The sequence below is a fragment of the Mesorhizobium sp. WSM4829 genome (assembly GCF_055811475.1).
Map to the genome: position 1 here is coordinate 51,909 of NZ_JBVVQJ010000028.1, position 15,325 is coordinate 67,233.

16 protein-coding genes and 2 pseudogenes are annotated in these 15,325 nt (G+C 60.2%); 8 read left to right on the plus strand and 10 right to left on the minus strand.

What is annotated here, in order from left to right; all coding sequences use genetic code 11:
• Nucleotides 1-3: 3 nt before the first annotated feature.
• A complete protein-coding gene (gene petA, locus AC0L17_RS23995) occupies nt 4-564 on the minus strand; it encodes a ubiquinol-cytochrome c reductase iron-sulfur subunit (protein ID WP_077380015.1) in 561 nt (186 codons plus the stop codon).
• Between the two features lie 312 nt (nt 565-876).
• Here petA and AC0L17_RS24000 point away from each other — a divergent pair, with 312 nt between their 5' ends.
• On the plus strand, nt 877-1,233 hold the full coding sequence (locus AC0L17_RS24000; protein WP_473517656.1) for a cupin domain-containing protein: 357 nt from the start codon (nt 877-879) through the stop codon (nt 1,231-1,233).
• A 292-nt stretch (nt 1,234-1,525) separates the two neighbouring features.
• On the opposite strand, the gene AC0L17_RS24005 is transcribed toward AC0L17_RS24000, so the two are convergent.
• Entirely contained in the window at nt 1,526-1,651 is a 126-nt protein-coding gene (locus AC0L17_RS24005; protein WP_473517632.1) for a hypothetical protein, read from the minus strand.
• A 230-nt stretch (nt 1,652-1,881) separates the two neighbouring features.
• Nucleotides 1,882-2,253, minus strand: coding sequence for a hypothetical protein (locus tag AC0L17_RS24010; protein WP_473517633.1), 372 nt, complete (start codon nt 2,251-2,253; stop codon nt 1,882-1,884).
• An 88-nt stretch (nt 2,254-2,341) separates the two neighbouring features.
• Here AC0L17_RS24010 and AC0L17_RS24015 point away from each other — a divergent pair, with 88 nt between their 5' ends.
• Nucleotides 2,342-4,009 carry a winged helix-turn-helix domain-containing tetratricopeptide repeat protein gene (locus tag AC0L17_RS24015; RefSeq protein ID WP_473517634.1) on the plus strand — a complete coding sequence of 556 codons (1,668 nt, stop codon included), beginning with the start codon at nt 2,342-2,344 and terminating at the stop codon, nt 4,007-4,009.
• A 231-nt stretch (nt 4,010-4,240) separates the two neighbouring features.
• Here the strand turns inward: AC0L17_RS24015 and AC0L17_RS24020 are convergent, their stop codons facing one another.
• Together AC0L17_RS24020 and AC0L17_RS24025 are read right to left on the minus strand one after the other, a co-directional pair.
• On the minus strand, nt 4,241-4,555 hold the full coding sequence (locus AC0L17_RS24020; RefSeq protein ID WP_236369102.1) for a DUF6665 family protein: 315 nt from the start codon (nt 4,553-4,555) through the stop codon (nt 4,241-4,243).
• Between the two features lie 30 nt (nt 4,556-4,585).
• Nucleotides 4,586-4,870, minus strand: a pseudogene (locus AC0L17_RS24025) (ABC transporter ATP-binding protein); the annotation flags it as partial.
• Nucleotides 4,871-5,260: 390 nt separating this feature from the next.
• On the opposite strand from AC0L17_RS24025, the gene AC0L17_RS24030 reads away from it, so the two are divergent.
• Both AC0L17_RS24030 and AC0L17_RS24035 read left to right on the plus strand, forming a co-directional pair.
• Nucleotides 5,261-5,815: a hypothetical protein gene (locus tag AC0L17_RS24030; RefSeq protein ID WP_287064213.1), complete on the plus strand. Its 555-nt coding sequence runs from the start codon at nt 5,261-5,263 to the stop codon at nt 5,813-5,815.
• Nucleotides 5,812-7,047, plus strand: coding sequence for an HlyD family secretion protein (locus tag AC0L17_RS24035; protein ID WP_473517635.1), 1,236 nt, complete (start codon nt 5,812-5,814; stop codon nt 7,045-7,047). The genes AC0L17_RS24030 and AC0L17_RS24035 overlap by 4 nt, the downstream gene beginning before the upstream one ends.
• Nucleotides 7,048-7,193: 146 nt before the next feature.
• On the opposite strand, the gene AC0L17_RS24040 is transcribed toward AC0L17_RS24035, so the two are convergent.
• The 5 genes from AC0L17_RS24040 to AC0L17_RS24060 form a co-directional block, all read right to left on the minus strand.
• The gene (locus AC0L17_RS24040) at nt 7,194-7,532 is read right to left on the minus strand and encodes a hypothetical protein (protein ID WP_473517636.1); all 339 of its coding nucleotides are present in this window, start codon (nt 7,530-7,532) and stop codon (nt 7,194-7,196) included.
• A 103-nt stretch (nt 7,533-7,635) separates the two neighbouring features.
• Nucleotides 7,636-8,043, minus strand: coding sequence for a universal stress protein (locus AC0L17_RS24045; RefSeq protein ID WP_473517657.1), 408 nt, complete (start codon nt 8,041-8,043; stop codon nt 7,636-7,638).
• Nucleotides 8,044-8,367: 324 nt separating this feature from the next.
• Nucleotides 8,368-9,318, minus strand: a complete 951-nt coding sequence (locus AC0L17_RS24050) for a DUF2950 domain-containing protein (RefSeq protein WP_473517637.1) — start codon at nt 9,316-9,318, stop codon at nt 8,368-8,370.
• 48 nt (nt 9,319-9,366) lie between these two features.
• On the minus strand, nt 9,367-10,764 hold the full coding sequence (locus AC0L17_RS24055; RefSeq protein WP_473517638.1) for a DUF3300 domain-containing protein: 1,398 nt from the start codon (nt 10,762-10,764) through the stop codon (nt 9,367-9,369).
• 103 nt (nt 10,765-10,867) lie between these two features.
• Nucleotides 10,868-11,299 carry a hypothetical protein gene (locus tag AC0L17_RS24060; RefSeq protein WP_473517639.1) on the minus strand — a complete coding sequence of 144 codons (432 nt, stop codon included), beginning with the start codon at nt 11,297-11,299 and terminating at the stop codon, nt 10,868-10,870.
• Nucleotides 11,300-11,725: 426 nt separating this feature from the next.
• Between AC0L17_RS24060 and AC0L17_RS24065 the strand changes: the two are divergent.
• The 4 genes and pseudogenes from AC0L17_RS24065 (at nt 11,726) to ydiK (ending at nt 14,852) form a co-directional block, all read left to right on the plus strand.
• Nucleotides 11,726-12,133 (plus strand): annotated as a pseudogene (locus AC0L17_RS24065) (aspartate-alanine antiporter-like transporter).
• Between the two features lie 64 nt (nt 12,134-12,197).
• The gene (locus tag AC0L17_RS24070) at nt 12,198-12,545 is read left to right on the plus strand and encodes a potassium channel family protein (protein WP_287064218.1); all 348 of its coding nucleotides are present in this window, start codon (nt 12,198-12,200) and stop codon (nt 12,543-12,545) included.
• Nucleotides 12,517-13,605 carry a calcium/proton exchanger gene (gene cax, locus AC0L17_RS24075; protein WP_473517640.1) on the plus strand — a complete coding sequence of 363 codons (1,089 nt, stop codon included), beginning with the start codon at nt 12,517-12,519 and terminating at the stop codon, nt 13,603-13,605. Before AC0L17_RS24070 ends, cax begins: the two co-directional genes overlap by 29 nt.
• Before the next feature lie 146 nt (nt 13,606-13,751).
• Complete coding sequence (gene ydiK, locus AC0L17_RS24080; protein WP_023799920.1) at nt 13,752-14,852, plus strand: AI-2E family transporter YdiK; 1,101 nt, start codon at nt 13,752-13,754, stop codon at nt 14,850-14,852.
• The last annotated feature ends 473 nt before the right edge of the window (nt 14,853-15,325 follow it).

Consider the following 15,325-nt stretch of genomic DNA (forward strand, 5'->3'; position numbering starts at 1 on the left):
GCCTCAGCCGATACGGATCTTGGTGTCGGAAATGAACTGGAATACCGGCACCGACATGTTCTCCGGCGCCGGTCCGCCGCGGACGCGGCCGGCGGTGTCGTATGTCGAACCGTGGCACGGGCAGAACCAGCCGCCGAACTCGCCTTCCTGGCCGAGCGGAATGCAGCCGAGATGGGTGCAGACCTGGACCATCACCATCCAGGCCTCCTTGCCCGGCGTGGTACGGTTGGCGTCGGTCGCCGGCGCATCGGCCGGCAGATTGGCGTTGCGGGCGAGCGGATCCTTGAGCTCGGCCAGATTGACCGCCTCGCCGTCCTTCATCTCTTGTTCGGTGCGATTGCGCACCACCACCGGCTTGCCGCGCCATTTCACGACAAGCGACGTTCCCGGCGTCAGCGAGGAGACGTCGACCTCGACTGAGGCCAGCGCCAGCGTCGAGGCATCCGGGCGCATCTGGTCGATGAACGGCCAGGCGACGGCACCGGCGCCGACCACCGCGGCCATGCCCGTGGCGACGTAGAGAAAATCACGACGGTTGGGATCCTGGATGTCGGTTGCGCTCACGGGTGCCTGATCCTTTCGCCTCTTCCGTGCCGGTGGCCGAGGCTTGTTCCCCGCTCTTTCACGCCAACCCGACAGCGCATGGCGAACAGGCTAGCGAATTCCTCCGGCAATTGGCCTTCGGTTTATGCGTGAAGCCCGTTTTTGTCCAGACGGGTGAAGGCACAAGGGCAGATTGTCGCGGGGACGCAATTCGACGGCGGACGGCGTGGCGACGGGCACATGTTGAACACGGCGAAAACGAGCGAAATCAACCCGCGAAGCAGCGCCTGCGTTGTCTCGACAGGAGACCCAGCCTCGGTCTATCCTCGGCTCATGGCGCATGTCATCGACCGCGACAAATGGGCCAGGACGCCCGACCGCTCGCCCGACCATTGGCAGGGCGAACTGCAGTGCGGCGCCTACGGCTCCAGAAGCTGCCTGATCTTCAACCATCTGCCGGAGATCGGCGGCGGCCCGCGGCTGCACATGCATCCCTATTGCGAGATTTTCATTATCCGCGCTGGCACCGGCCTGTTCACCGTCGGCGACCGGCAGATCGAGGCGTCGGCTGGCCAGATCCTGATCGTGCCGCCGAACACGCCGCACAAATTCACCAATCTCGGCCCAGGCCCGCTGGAGACCACCGACATCCACGAAAACGGCAGCTTCATCACCGAATGGCTCGAGTAGGCCATGATCACGAACCGAAAGTCCGCGTCAGCGAATAGCTGAACCGGTTTTCGGAAAAGACCACGGTCAAACTGGTGGTGAGAATCCGACGCTTGGTACCCGAGGTTAGACAACCGCTTTGGTGGAGAGCGGAAGTACCAGGAATTGTCATCTGTAGCAGGATTGAGGTCCAAAACTGCCATTCGATGATGCGTGTAAGCGAAGATCCAAAATTTTCTGGAATCTTGCGGATCTTCGCTTGGGTGCCGTCTCGGCTCTTCCAAAACATTCGGGCCACCCGGGAAATGTCGGCTCAGTCGAGGCTGGCCGGTGACGAGAACGGCCGATTGGCATCCACCACGAAGATGGCCAGCTCGTCGAGATCGGTGGTGCCGGCGTTGAACACCTCCATCGGCGTGTCGGCCCCGTGTCCGGTCATGGACGCGCCGGCTTCAGTCCGCCAAAGAGGTCGGATCGCACGAAGGTCCGCTTGTCGCGCGACCGCGCCGGGCATTGGCAATTTGGCTGCACTGTAAATGCCGGCTGCGGCAGCCATCCTGACACAGACATGTCTCCGCCTGCCCTTCGCTCGTTAAACTCATCGCAGCTCGGGCGATATCGCTTGAGGCCAGGTTCGGTCCCAAGCGTGAACAGCCAGACCTTGCAAAATCACGGTTCGGATGCGCAGTCGCAGTAATGGAAGGTGGCGAGGTAGCCGGGGAGTACACGCATGAACTCCTGTTGATGGGTCCAAGCTCTGCATTCGGCCATGGAGGTCATGGGTTTCACCTGGGGGAGCGTGATTAGCTTCCCCTGGTTGGTCAGATGGATTGTGACAGCGATAGCGGTGAACATGGCGCGGTCATCCATCGACTTCAGGCTGGCGACATTGTGACTGCCGGAGTTGGGACGAACGTCGTCCGAGGCAACCTTGTTGACATGATCAGGGCCACACAATCGTGCGGTGCGGGAATCTGCTTTTGCAGCGGTCTGCGCTGCCAAAAGAAGCGCCAGAGCAATGATGAGCTTGGTGCGATTCATTTCGTCCTCCGTTCCATCCGGTGCTGCTGGGATCGCTTGGAAGCGACGGCCGAATGGGCTAAGCTAGGAAGCGCGCCAGGAAGGTGAAATGTCCCGAACGGCCCCTGAAATTGACCTGAAATCTGCTGAAACGATCACGTTTCGCGGTTTTGTCTTGACGAAATGCAAGGAACTCCGAACCGTCAAAGGCAAAGCGGTCAATCTTCGCAGCCAGTCCGCCGAGGTGCTCTCCGCGCTCGCGGCGCGACCGGGCGAGATCGTGTCCAAGGATGCGCTGATGCAGGCGGTTTGGCCCGATACCTTCGTCACCGACGACAGCCTCACCCAATGCATTGCCGATATTCGCCGCGCGCTGGGAGACGACGCGCATGTGATCGTGCAAACCCTGCCCAAGCGAGGTTACCGGCTGAATGCCGATCCATCGGACGCGGCGGTCCCAAACGGCTCGGACGGCACGGAGCGCGCCAACACACTGTCTTCGCCACGCAATCTCATCCTTGCTGCACTCGTCGCGGTGGTCATCGCTGCATTATACGGAGCGGAGATGTGGCAATCCGCTCCAGTTCGTTCGAGTGACATGCCGAGGATTGCGGTACTTGCCTTCGAGGACATCAGTACCGGCGCGGACGTGGGATATCTCAGCGACGCCGTCGCTGAAGGGATCATAACCGAGCTTGCGCGGAGCAAGACTTATGCCGTCATCGCGCGGAACTCGAGCTTCAGGTATCGCGACCAACCGGTTGACGTCAGGCAGATTGGAGATGATCTCGGCGTCGACTACCTGCTCGAAGGCAGCCAGCAGAAGATCGGAGATCGCCTGAAAGTGACTGCCCAGTTGCTGAATGCGCATGACGGATCGCATCTCTGGGCCAACACCTACAACCGGGAGATCGGTGATCTCTTTGTTGTACAAGAGGAGATCATCCGCACACTTGCGGATCGGGTCGGGCGCCAGATCCAGCGCCCTCTGCCAGAGAGCGGTGCCGCCCGGGTCAGCGCGCTTCACTATCACCTGTTGGGAGTCGCGGAGATCCGCAAGGACAATTCTGCCGAGAGGAACGCGCTGCTGCGGCAGTTCAGCCTCAAGGCGATCGAAGCGGATCCAAACGCCCAGTTCGGCTATATCGGGCTGGCCTGGTCCTATCGCTTTGATGCGACATTCGGGTGGCACGAGCAGGAGCATAACCGGGACGAGGCTTTGAAGCTCGGCGCCGAGTACGCCGACAAGGCCATCCTGCTCGCTCCCGATGATGCCGAGGCGCACAATGTCCGCGCCCGCATCCATGCCGAAGCCGGAGAGATCGAGCAGGCCCTTGCACGGTTCGATCAGGCAATTGAGTTGAACCCCAGCAACTCAAACATCCTCGCCGGCAGTACGGACCCATTGCTGTATGTTGGCCGCACCGACGAAGCGATCGATCGGATCGAGCAGGCCAAGGGCATCGACCCTTTCCACCCTGACTGGTTCCACTGGCAGATGGGCTGGGCGCTCTGGGAAAAGAATGATTGCGGCGCTGCGCTGACGGCGATGCGGAAAATGTCCAGAATCCAAAGCGGCGCATACCGGATGCTTGCGGGGATCCACGCTTGTCTGGGAAACGATCGGGAGGCAAAGGAAGCGCTTGCGGTTTTCCTCAAAGACTCACCCAGCCACTCCATCAGCAAAGAACGCGGGGAATGGGAAAGGATTTGGACCGCACCCGGAAGCCTCGACCGCTGGATCGGACACATGCGGATCGCGGGGCTGCCGGAGTGACGGCTGACCGTATGCGATCCGGCAGAGACTGATTGGCCGCCAAACCTTTGAAGTCTTAGTGCGTATAAGCGCTGATTGCCCTCAAAGTGGCATCATCCTTCGCAAGGAATTTGAGTGCGGGAACATCGGCAACCGGGCCGACTTGCGCCAAAGTGCGCTCGCACTTCTGGAACGGGTCGAGTTCGGCATTTCGTCTTCGGTACCATCAGATTCTCAACACTATTGTCTATTTCATTTGGCGCCGAGCCTGGCCAGCACGGCCTTGGGGATGTTGTATTCCCGGATCACCGCGTCGTGCTTGCGCAAGCCGCACAATTCGCGCTGGATGAAGTAGGCGTGGACCGCCTCGGCCGCGTCCCTGAGCAGCCGGGCACGTTGATCGCCATCGTCGCCATGTTCACGCAATCTCGCCAGCGTCTCATCCACGCGTCGGCCGGCGCGGCCGAGCGCCGCCGCCTTTTCGCCGAGGATTTCATGGCCGAGCAGGTCGAGCGCGCTTTCCTGCGCCCCCGACCGTCCGAAATTCGATGGCATTCGCACCGACATGATTCACTCCGGTTTTGCTGAAATCTGGCCCTACTCCGCCGGCCGAGTCTCCTCCAGCACGCTCTCCTCGTTGAACAGGAAGCCGCCGGACTGCCGCTTCCACAGCCGCGCATAGAGCCCATCGAGCGCGACCAGCTCGTCATGCGTGCCTTGCTCGACGATGCGGCCGCCGTCGAGCACCACCAGGCGATCGAGTGCGGCGATGGTCGACAGCCGGTGCGCGATGGCGATGACCGTCTTGTTCTCCATCAGCCGCACCAGATTTTCCTGGATGGCCGCCTCGATGTCGGAATCGAGCGCCGACGTCGCCTCGTCAGTATGGATGGAAAAGCGAGGCGGCCGCTCATGAGGCTCGCCCAAGGGCGGGAAGGCGCCGACCGCCGACGGCGTTTTCTCAAGGAGCAGAACGGACGGAAGGGTTTAACAATGTCTCAAGCTGGTGACAGGCCGTACGACTGGGTGACGGCGTTGGCTTTCTACTCGGGAGCCGCCGTGCTTGTCCCAAGCCTCGCCGCCTTGGTCGTTAGCCTTCTGGCGGTCGCCTTGGCATTGCTATAGCAACGAGATGGCTGTCCTGCGGCGGCTCCGAGACTGCTGGCCTCTTCAGTTGCATTCGGATGCGGACGGAGTATCCTTAAATTTGGGCGCGTTGCTGCGCCTAGTGCTCGGGCGTCCTCGCACGAGCGAAATTGGGGAGTGGCAGGCATGTCCGAGGCAATGCATTCGGCGGCGCCGCATCATCTTCCGCCTTTCATAACGGCCCCCGGCGAGACCGATGTGTTGTTCACGGGGTCGGTCATCTTCCTTGTGCTGGCCGTGATGGGGATTGGAAGTTTGTACTTCTGGCTCCATTCCTTGCCGGAGCGCATGTCCCACGGCGGCAGTCAGATCCAGTTCCAGCTTGTGGCGGTTCTGTCGCTGCTGGCGTTGTTCACCCACATCCATGCGTTCTGGATTGCCGCGCTGTTTCTGGCGCTCGTCCCCGTGCCCGACTTCTGGACGCCCCTGGCCAGCATGGCCGACTCGCTCGCCAGGATGGCGACGGGGCGGTTTCGATCCCCCGCCGCGGAGGCGCCGTCTGAGCCGGCTCCCGAGGTGCTTGCCAACTATACGCCGGTCAAAGTGGAGGCCGTACCTCCTCCGACCCCCTTGGAGAAAGCCCGAAGCGACCCCCGCGACGAAATCGCCAAGACGCATGCGCCGGAGCCGTCCGACCGCCATCAGCGCCAGCCGGTGTCGGTGGGAGGTCATGAACGATGATCGAAGTTCTGCTTTGTTCGGTCCTGACCGTCCTGCCCGATTTTCTCGTCCGCCGCTTCGTACAGGGAAAGAGGATTGGTCACGAGATCACGCTCTATTCTGTATGGTATGAGCTGCGATACGGAATAACGGCGTGCATAGCTCTGACAGTGATTCTGCTGACGCTCATTCTCTACTATCATCCGTCGACGTCGAGTGCGATTTCGTTCTTTCGCACCATTCCCATCCTCCCCGAAGGCTCCGGCCGCGTCGAGGAAGTCTATGTGGGCATAAGGGACAAGGTCGAGGCTGGCCAGCGCATCTTCAGGCTTGACAGCTCGGAGCAGGAAGCGGCGCTCGAGACCGCGCGACGGCGGATATCGGAGATAGACGCGGCGCTCGAATTGGCAAAAACCGAGCTGGTAGGGGCCGACGCCCGCATTCAGGAAGCGCAAAGCTCGTACAAGCAGGCCTTGGACGAACTCGAAACCAAGACCGAACTTCAACGGCGAAACGCCAGCACGGTCGCGCAGCGCGAGATCGAAAAGCTCGCCAACATCGTGGAAGGGCGGCAGGCCGCCATTTCCGCCGTCATGGCAAGCAAGCAGTCCGTCGAATCGCAGATTTCGTCCGTGCTGCCGGCGCAGAAGAAAAGCGTCGAGGCGGCGCTTGCCCAGGCCCAGGTCGAACTGGACAAGACAGTCGTCTACGCCGGGGTCGCCGGCACGCTGGAGCAATTCACCCTGCGCAAGGGAGACATCGTCAATCCCTTTATGCGGCCCGCCGGCGTTCTCATACCGGCGGAAGCCGGACGGAAGGCTCTTATAGGGGGCTTCAGCCAGCTCGAAGCCCAGGTCATGAAGGTCGGCATGGTTGCCGAAGCGACTTGTATTTCGATGCCTCTGACGATCATTCCAATGGTGGTCACCGAGGTTCAGGATCTCATCGCGACCGGTCAGGTTCGGGCGTCGGATCAGTTGATCGACGCCCAACAGGTGGTCCGGCCCGGAACGATCACCGTCTTTCTGGAGCCGCTGTTCGCGGGAGGGTTCGATGGCGTGCCTCCAGGCAGCAGTTGCATCGCCAACGCCTACACCAACAATCACGACCGACTTGCCGAGGAAGATTTGGGCACAGCGCACTGGCTGTTCCTGCACGTCATAGATACGGTCGGGCTGGTGCATGCGATCATATTGAGATTCCAGGCGCTCCTTCTTCCGGTGCAAACACTCGTATTTTCGGGCGGGCATTGAGGAACCGACGCGCCGTCGAACATGCGGCCAAAGAAAATACCGTCATGTGCACCAAAGTGCGATCTAAGCTCGCCATGGCCGTTCGTGATTAAATGGAACGGGATTTGAACCGACATAACGCGGAGCAACAACGACGTCTCAAGGGATCAATGCGGCAAGTCATACGCTTGGCCTGCCGACCTTAGTTGCTCAAGTGTTTTTCCGGCGCAACTTCCCGACCAATCTCCGCCAACTGGCTCGGCCTTGCCTCGCATGGTGATTGTGCCGGCCTGATTGTCGGGGGTTATATAAACGGCAACCCCGTCTGGACCAATTTTGGTCAAGTAGTAAGCACGTACGATGCCGCTTAATTCGCAACGCACCAAGAAAGGAAAGTCATCGAACGATCCATCTTGGGCATGTGCTTCAGGGCTATACATGCAGGCAAGCGACGATTGCACAATGACAGCGAAAACTGTTCCTGTAGATAGCCAACGAGCCTTCATGCGAATATCCTTCCTAGGCCAAATATACACCATTGATTGCCGTTCCTTGACACCCGGTTCCGAATAAGCTCGATGGCGCCTTCGCCACGCGTCACCGACACGATCAATGCGAAAGCATTATCGGCAGCCGGACGTCCGACAGGATGCCTTTCGTAGCCCCACCGAGCACGAAATCCCTCAGTCTGGTGTGACCGAACGCTCCCATGATCATCAGGTCGGCGCCGATTTCGATCGCTCGCTCCTGAAGCGACACCTCGACCGGGCAATCCTCGGATACGAATGGCATGGCCTCGGCTGACAGCCCGCGTAGGTTCAGCCCTTGAGCCATGCGTTGGGCGGCGTCCGTCTCCTGCAGGGACTTCTCGCCCGTCACGGTGAGCACCGTAATCTTGGAAGCGCGGCGCAACACCTGATGTCCATCCGCCACAGCGCGAGCCGCAACACGGCTGCCGTCCCAGGCAATAGCGACTTTGTCCAGCTTTCTTGCCGGCTCGACCTCTGGCAGAAGGATCGTCGGCCTTCCCTACCCGAAGATAATGGCCTGCGCGGTCGTCCTGCTCGTGGGGTTGTTCGCCTCCCAGGCGCAGAGAACGAGATCATAGTAACGCGCTTGAATTGCAGCGGTGTCATTCAGCAAGGGAGCGTTCGACGCAACCGCGTCTGTGGTTGAGTCCACGCCTGCTCGTTTCGCTTCCAGCACAACCTTTGCTAGAAACGCTTCGCCGCGATCCCGGCACAGCAGGCTATCGTTTTCACTAGGGGCCACCTTCTGAATGCAGGGTACGCGACAGCCGTCTAGTCCCAAGGCACGCATCCGCGATGTGCATGGGCCTGCTCACTCGCCCGGATCGTTGACCACGGCCCAACTGTCGTCGGGATCGAATGCCGTGATCTTTTCGGCGAGCGCCGCCGTATCGGGCCCCAGGTCCTTTTCGTAGACTGTGCCGTGCTGGTTTACGACGAAGGTCATGATGCCTGTGCGGTCGTATTCGGCAGGCATCGCGATCAGCCCAAAGCCGGCGATCATGTTGCCGTTGATGACGTAGTCGTACTGGCCGCCGGCGACGTTCGCGCCTTGGCCGTTCAATATGCGGTAGCGGTATCCGAAATAGCCGTCCTCGGCGGCCGTCGCCAACTCGGCCTGGCTGATCAGCGAACCGAACGGGCTTTCCGGCACGCCGTCGCCGGGTTCCCAGTAGAGCCCGTCATATGTCCCGGGCGTACTGATCAGCTTCTGAGCATATTCGCCGACGCCATCCTCATCCCAGTCGGTTTCCTTGTAATCCTCCTGAGCGTCGACATAGGCGCGCAGGTTGGCGACGGTGGTCAGCTCGTTCTCGCCGATCCTGCGGTTGATGACTTCTTCCAGCCCGGCGATCGTATCGAACGCCCATTTGCCCTCCGTCTGCACGACAGGGAATGGAAACGGCCATACCTGGTTACCAAGAAGAAGCGAGCGGCGGTCGGGTGCCAGTTCCTTGACGGCGATGCCCTTCGCCGCCTCTTCGCGGATTTCCGGAAAGCTCGCCTCCACTTCCTTCGACTTCAGCACTTCGCTGGGCGACAGTCCGAGAAGCGAGGCGACGGCCTCCTTGTCATCTTCCTCCAGCGCTTTGCGGAACGCCTCGACGAGTTCGTCGACTGTTGCGAACGGCGTGGGCGTCTCGCCGATGAAGGCATCGAAATCCTGCGTGGTGCTGGTCTGTGCTTCCTGGGCGCCGCCGGCCGAAAGTACGGGAACGCCGAGCGAAAGTGCGAGAGTTGCGGTAATGAGGTATCGGATCATGATCATGTTCCTGAAATAAGCCGGATGTCGCACACGATACGGCAGTTGCTACCGGCGTCCTCCGCCTCGTCCGCCTCCGCCTCGTCCGCCTCCGCCCCCTCCTCTTCCACCTCTGCTCTGCACCTGGCGATGGCCGCCACCCCGGCTATAGGCACCGCGGTTCGAATGGTTGGTCGCAACCCTGCCAGGTCGCGGATTCCCCATCGCCGACGGCTTGCGCGGACGATTGTCGGCGCGCGCAGCCGGCTTTTTCCTGGAGGACTTCTTCTGAGCGACTTTCTTGGCCGCAGGTTTGTTGGCCGCCGGTTTCGCCTTCCTGTGCTGGTCCGAGACGCGTTTTGCATCGGGCCGCTTGGTCCCCGACTTCGGCAGCTTGGCCTGCGGCCGGTCCTTCAAACCTTCGGCGACATTCTTGCGGACATCCTTCCCCTTGAGGTCATGCGCCCGCGCCTGCTTGCCCTTGCCCGACTCCCGGCGGTCCTTGGCCTTGCTGGCAATGTTGTTGAAGTCCTTGCTCTTCAGGTTCTGCTTGAGCTTGTCGCGGTCGATGTTCGCGTTCTTGAGATTGATCTTGTCGCGGTCGATGTTCTTGAGGTCGAGGTCCTTCAGCCTGTCGATGTCGATATTGTCGATGTCGATATTGTCGAAATCGATATCGATGTTGTCGCCGATATCGACGTCGAGATCCACGTCGCCGCCCCAGGTTCCCCAGTCGTCCCAGTCGACCACTGCGGCCCACATCGCACCGGTAGCAAGCGCGGCCCAGTAGGGCGCTGTCGGATAGTAATAGGAGGGGTACGGGTCGTAGGCGATCGGGTCGCCCGCTATGACGTAGTCGGGCTCGTACAGCATTTCGGGGGGATAGGTCGGGATATAGACGGTCTGCGGATCGGCAGACCTGATCACGACATTGTCGCCTTCGTTGACAACCTGCACCTGCTCCGTCGTCTTCAGGTAGTCCTTGGCGACCGCCTCATCGCGCAACTGCTGGATGGCGACGAGCAAATCCTTCTGCTGGTTGGCGGCCGCATTGCCCAACTGTTCGGTCCACTCCAGATCGTCGTTCATCATCTTCACGATCTTGGGATAATTGAGCAGCGAGATCACGCTGCCATCCCATTTGTCGCTCGGCTCGAGGTCGGGAGACTTCGCCTTTTCGTCGAGAAAGCGGGCCGCCTGCACGATCTGTAGCGGATAGAGCGAAGCCGCGATGGTGAGCGCGACGACATCGTCGGGATAAAGCGCGATCGGCGCGGTCAGGATCTTCAGTTCGTCGAGCGTGAGAGGAGCAGGCTCCTCAGTGACGGCGGCCGGTTCGCTGTCGGCCGCCGGCCGCGGAGTCGGAGTGGGGGTCTGGCCGTAGGCAGGCGCACCGAACGGCGCGGAAAGAAGCAGAAGGGCCGCAAGGCCGACTGAAACGAGGCCGAACCTGGACCAATGGGTCATCTGGCTGCTCCTACAGTTGCGATCGCCAAGCTATTTCTTTTGCACGGTGTTGAAAGTGTCGACGTAGCTCCGCCCAACCGCGCGTACGGCGCGACCTATGTCGTCATGGATATCGTCCTGGAGATTGACGAAGGAGACACGCACGCTCCAGTTGGAGCATCGAACCCCCGCCATTGAGCAGCACGATCGAGTGGTTTTCCGCCAGGCGATCGACCAGGTCCAGTGGATGAACGTTCTTCTTCAGCCACGTAACCATTTCCTCGCCTTGGCATTTACGCAGCCAGAACTCGAAATCGAGGGTTCCGCAGTACGCCGCAGAATTCGCGTTGGGCTGAACATCCAGGGGCGGTCCTTGCGCGTCCGATCTGCATCGGTCGGGCATTCCGGCCGCGCCACCGCTGTCGGAGCCTTCGCGAATATGGCTTGCACTGGAAACCGTTTGCGCGGCATCGATATGGTTTGACCGGTCACACGGGGTGAGCCGTCGCTTCAAGCTCGGAACAGAGCCAAACTCACTGGAAAATTGATGCGCCACAGGAACACCCCTTCAATGGCCCTCAACTCTCTATTGTCAAACTACTTTCTCGCGCAGTTCTTAGACACACCATAATTAAAATAAGCTTTGAATTATCGTCCCTCAGCGCTCGCTCACGTCTGCTGTTAAAATGTAACCATGGCAGTAGTCTACGTCAAAAAATCGAGACTTCAATAGCATAGCGATGCAGTTGTTCCATGATAACACCTTGAAATAACGCACGCAAGGGTGTATTGTACGACTTGAAATTAACTGAAATTACAATCAGCGGTTTCATATATAATTATCATACAATTTACCTTAAAGGCGGAAGCAATCGGAGAACTTCTGGCCGCGTCTTCTAGTATTGAACCTGCAACAGGAGGGTATCATGGTTGAATGGGTTCGTGAGCACAGCTTCGCAGCTGTCCTGAAATCGCGACCTTCATGTCTCTAGCCATTTGCTATTATTTCTGCCCCTTTATGGATAAAGATCTCGGCTTAGGAGCGGTGACAGCGACCCCATTGCAGCAGTCATCGTTGGGCAGCTTGGGATCACGATTTCTCCGTCGCTGAAGGCGCTGCTGGCAGGACTGGTTGTCGGGCATCTGCGTATGCGCTTCCCTCTCTTCGGTGGGGCCGGGACTGTACCTCGGGCACGACCTGCTCCGTATCAACCCCATACTGCTCCTCGGGGGACTGGCTGGGGCGCAGATCATGACTGCCGGCATGGCGGCGGTGCAGGACCGCCCGGGTAGTCCGGTTGCCGTCCTTGGCTATACGCCGGCGGTTCCAATCGGCCACATCCTGCTCACAACCTGGGGGACGGTGATCGTGGGCGTGATGGCGAACTGAAATCCGACCTGAGAAAGGGACTTCGGTGGCAGTAGGATTACCCGGCAAGCCCCGATCACGGCAAATGAGGCGCATGTTCCTTTATGCGCTCGTGCAGCAGTTTCGCGTGGTCTGGCCGATCTTCTCCGGAATCCTTCTCGCCATGGTGGGAGCGGGACTAGTCATCGGACGCATAGAGGATTGGCGCGTCGACGAAGCTCTTTACTTCACCTTCGTGACCGGTCTTACGATCGGCTACGGCGACTTCTCGCCGCAGCACCTTCTGACGCGGTTACTGGCGATAGCAATCGGTTTTGCCGGCATAGTGATGACAGGCCTCGTTGCGGCGGTCGCCGTGCAGGCGCTGAGGGCGGCTGACCGCAATCTCCTGAATGAGGCTGGAAATGGGCCCCTTGATCAAAGAGATCCGTAGCAACGTCGTTCTCTGGCTTTTGGCGTTTGTTCCGGTGGTATTCGTCGTCCGGCAATTGGAGCCGGAAGCGCACACGCTGCTCTTTGTGCTCTCTGTGCTGGCGATTGTACCGCTGGCCACCTTGCTGAGCGCGGCTACCGAGTCGGTCGCGTCCAAGACGGGCGATACGGTCGGCGGGCTGCTGAATGCCACGTTGGGAAACCTGACGGAACTGGTCATTGCGCTGGCTGCGCTGCAAGCCGGCCAGTACACGTTGGTGAAGGCTTCTATCGCCGGAGCAATCGTCGCCAATACTCTGTTCATGTTGGGCGCCTCGTTCCTGCTAGGCGGTATCAAGTATCATGTGCAGGAGTACAACAGAGTCAGCGCCAGGCTGCAAACCAGCCTGCTGTTCCTCGCTACGATCGCGATGGTGACACCGTCCATGGTGGCGCAAGTCGATTCCGTTGCCACGTCCGCGTTCACCCAGCAGTTGAGCGTTGGATTGTCGGTGCTGCTCATCGGCGCCTACGCGATGGGCCTGGTCTTCTCGCTGAAGACCCATCGAGAACTTTTCAGCGGAACAGCCCATGCGGAAGACGGCGAAGCGTGGCCGATGGGCCTGGCCCTCGGAACGTTGGCAGCGGTGACATTGCTTGTTGCTCTGGTAAGCGAAGTGTTCGTCGAGTCGGTGCAGGAGGCTGCGGTCACGTTCGGCATGACCCCCGCCTTCGTGGGTTTCATCGTCGTTGCGTTGGTGGGCGGTTCCGCCGAGATGGCGGCGGCGTTTGCCGGCGCGCGAAGGAACCGGCTGGACCTGAGCGTGGGCATCGCGCTTGGGGCCGCATCGCAGATCGCGCTTTTCGTTGCCCCGATGATGGTGCTCCTCAGCTATGTCATCGGCCCTGCTCCGATGGACCTTCTGTTCTGGCCGGGCGCGGTCGTCATGGTGCTTATTGCCACGATAACGGCGTTCCTGATGACCAATGGCGGACGTTCCGCATGGTTCGTCGGAGTGCTGCTGCTGATGGTCTATCTGATCTTCGCCATGACGATCTACCTTCTACCGCCGCAAATCTAGGCAGGTGGGTGGAGCGTGGTTCCGTCACGGCGAATACCAGAGATGAACTCCAAAGGATGGGCTGACCGCAGGTTTGGGCGCGCCAGGAGCGGACTTGGAGAACATGACGTGAGAAAGATAGGCGAGCGGCGTTGGGAGGGCAGATAATGGATTCGGACGGTTCGCGTCCCCGCGTCCATCCTCGTCAGGATCTCACCCGCGTGACGCTGGCGGTGCTGTTCATCGGCAGTCTTCTCATCGCCAGCGTCTGGGTGATGCAGCCGTTTCTGCCGGCGATCGTGTGGGCCACGACGTTGGTGCTTGCCACCTGGCCGCTCATGCTCTGGTTGCAGCGCCATACCGGCAACCGCCGCGGCCTTGCCGTCCTGATCATGACGCTGACCTTGCTGCTGCTTGTGATCGTGCCCTTCTGGCTGGCGCTCAGCACGGTCATCGCGAACATCGACAAGGTTGGCGACCTGGTCCGGACTATCCTGTCGATGCGACTGCCACCGCCACCCAGCTGGCTGGAGGGAGTGCCCCTGGTTGGAGCACGCGCTGCCGAAGCATGGCAGAAACTGAACTCGGCGGGCGCTCAGGAACTGGTCCAAAGACTGACCCCTTATGCCGGAACGCTGACCTACTGGTTCGCGTCCGCCACCGGAAATTTGGGTGGCATGTTCATACATTTCCTGCTGACGACCGCGATTGCCGCGATCATGTATTCGGGCGGTGAACGGGCCGCCGCCACCGCAATTCTCTTCGGTCGTCGGCTGGGCGGCGTTCGTGGAGAGACCGCGGTAAAGCTAGCCGGCCAGGCGATCCGAAGTGTGGCCTTAGGCGTAGTGGTTACCGCCGTTGCGCAAAGCGCTGTAGCGGGTATCGGGCTGGCCGTGGCCGGCGTGCCCTATGCCGCCGTGCTCATGGCATTGATCTTCATTTTGTGTCTGATCCAGCTCGGTCCGGTCCTGGTAATGGCTCCGGCAGTAATCTGGATGTATTATTCGGGCGACACGCTTTGGGCGACGGTGTTGCTGGCCTTTACCATCGTCGCCGCGACGATGGATCAATTTATTCGCCCTGTACTCATCCGCAGAGGCGCCGACTTGCCTATGCTGCTTATCCTGGCCGGGGTCATCGGCGGCCTGGTAGCGTTTGGCATACTGGGCATTTTCATAGGCCCGACGGTTCTGGCGGTCGCCTACACGCTGCTCAATGCGTGGATGGCGGATGGCGATGATAGAGAACCTCCTGGGGAAACGCGATGAAGCCGGCACGCGTTGCTGCTTTTAAGCTAGGCGGCAGCGCCGCGAGCCAAATCGGCTAGTAGGGTGGACTCAATGCGCACGCCCGGCAGTTCATCCTCCAAGCGCTATAGTAACTACCAAGACGCTACCGATTGCCGCCATGGCCAGAGCCATCGGCCAAGGGCTTCTGCCCATATATTTTGCCGAGCCGTGCGCCGATCAAAAACAGCATGGCTACGGCTACCGCGTTCGACGCGCGCATCGCCGTCGGCAGATCGTCGATGAACAGGAACGGTATGCTGGGTGGAAGCGAGATAGGATGACCAGCAAGCAGATTGAAACTGCAGCTCTGACATCCCGAATGTTCACAATGCGGCGATTGTCGGATGCTGGAAGAGATCTGATGCGCGTGACGATACTTTCGGCGTCGGCCTCGGATGTGACCAGGCGGACGTCCTTCGGCAACTCGGAGAGGAAGACGCGCCGCGCCTCTG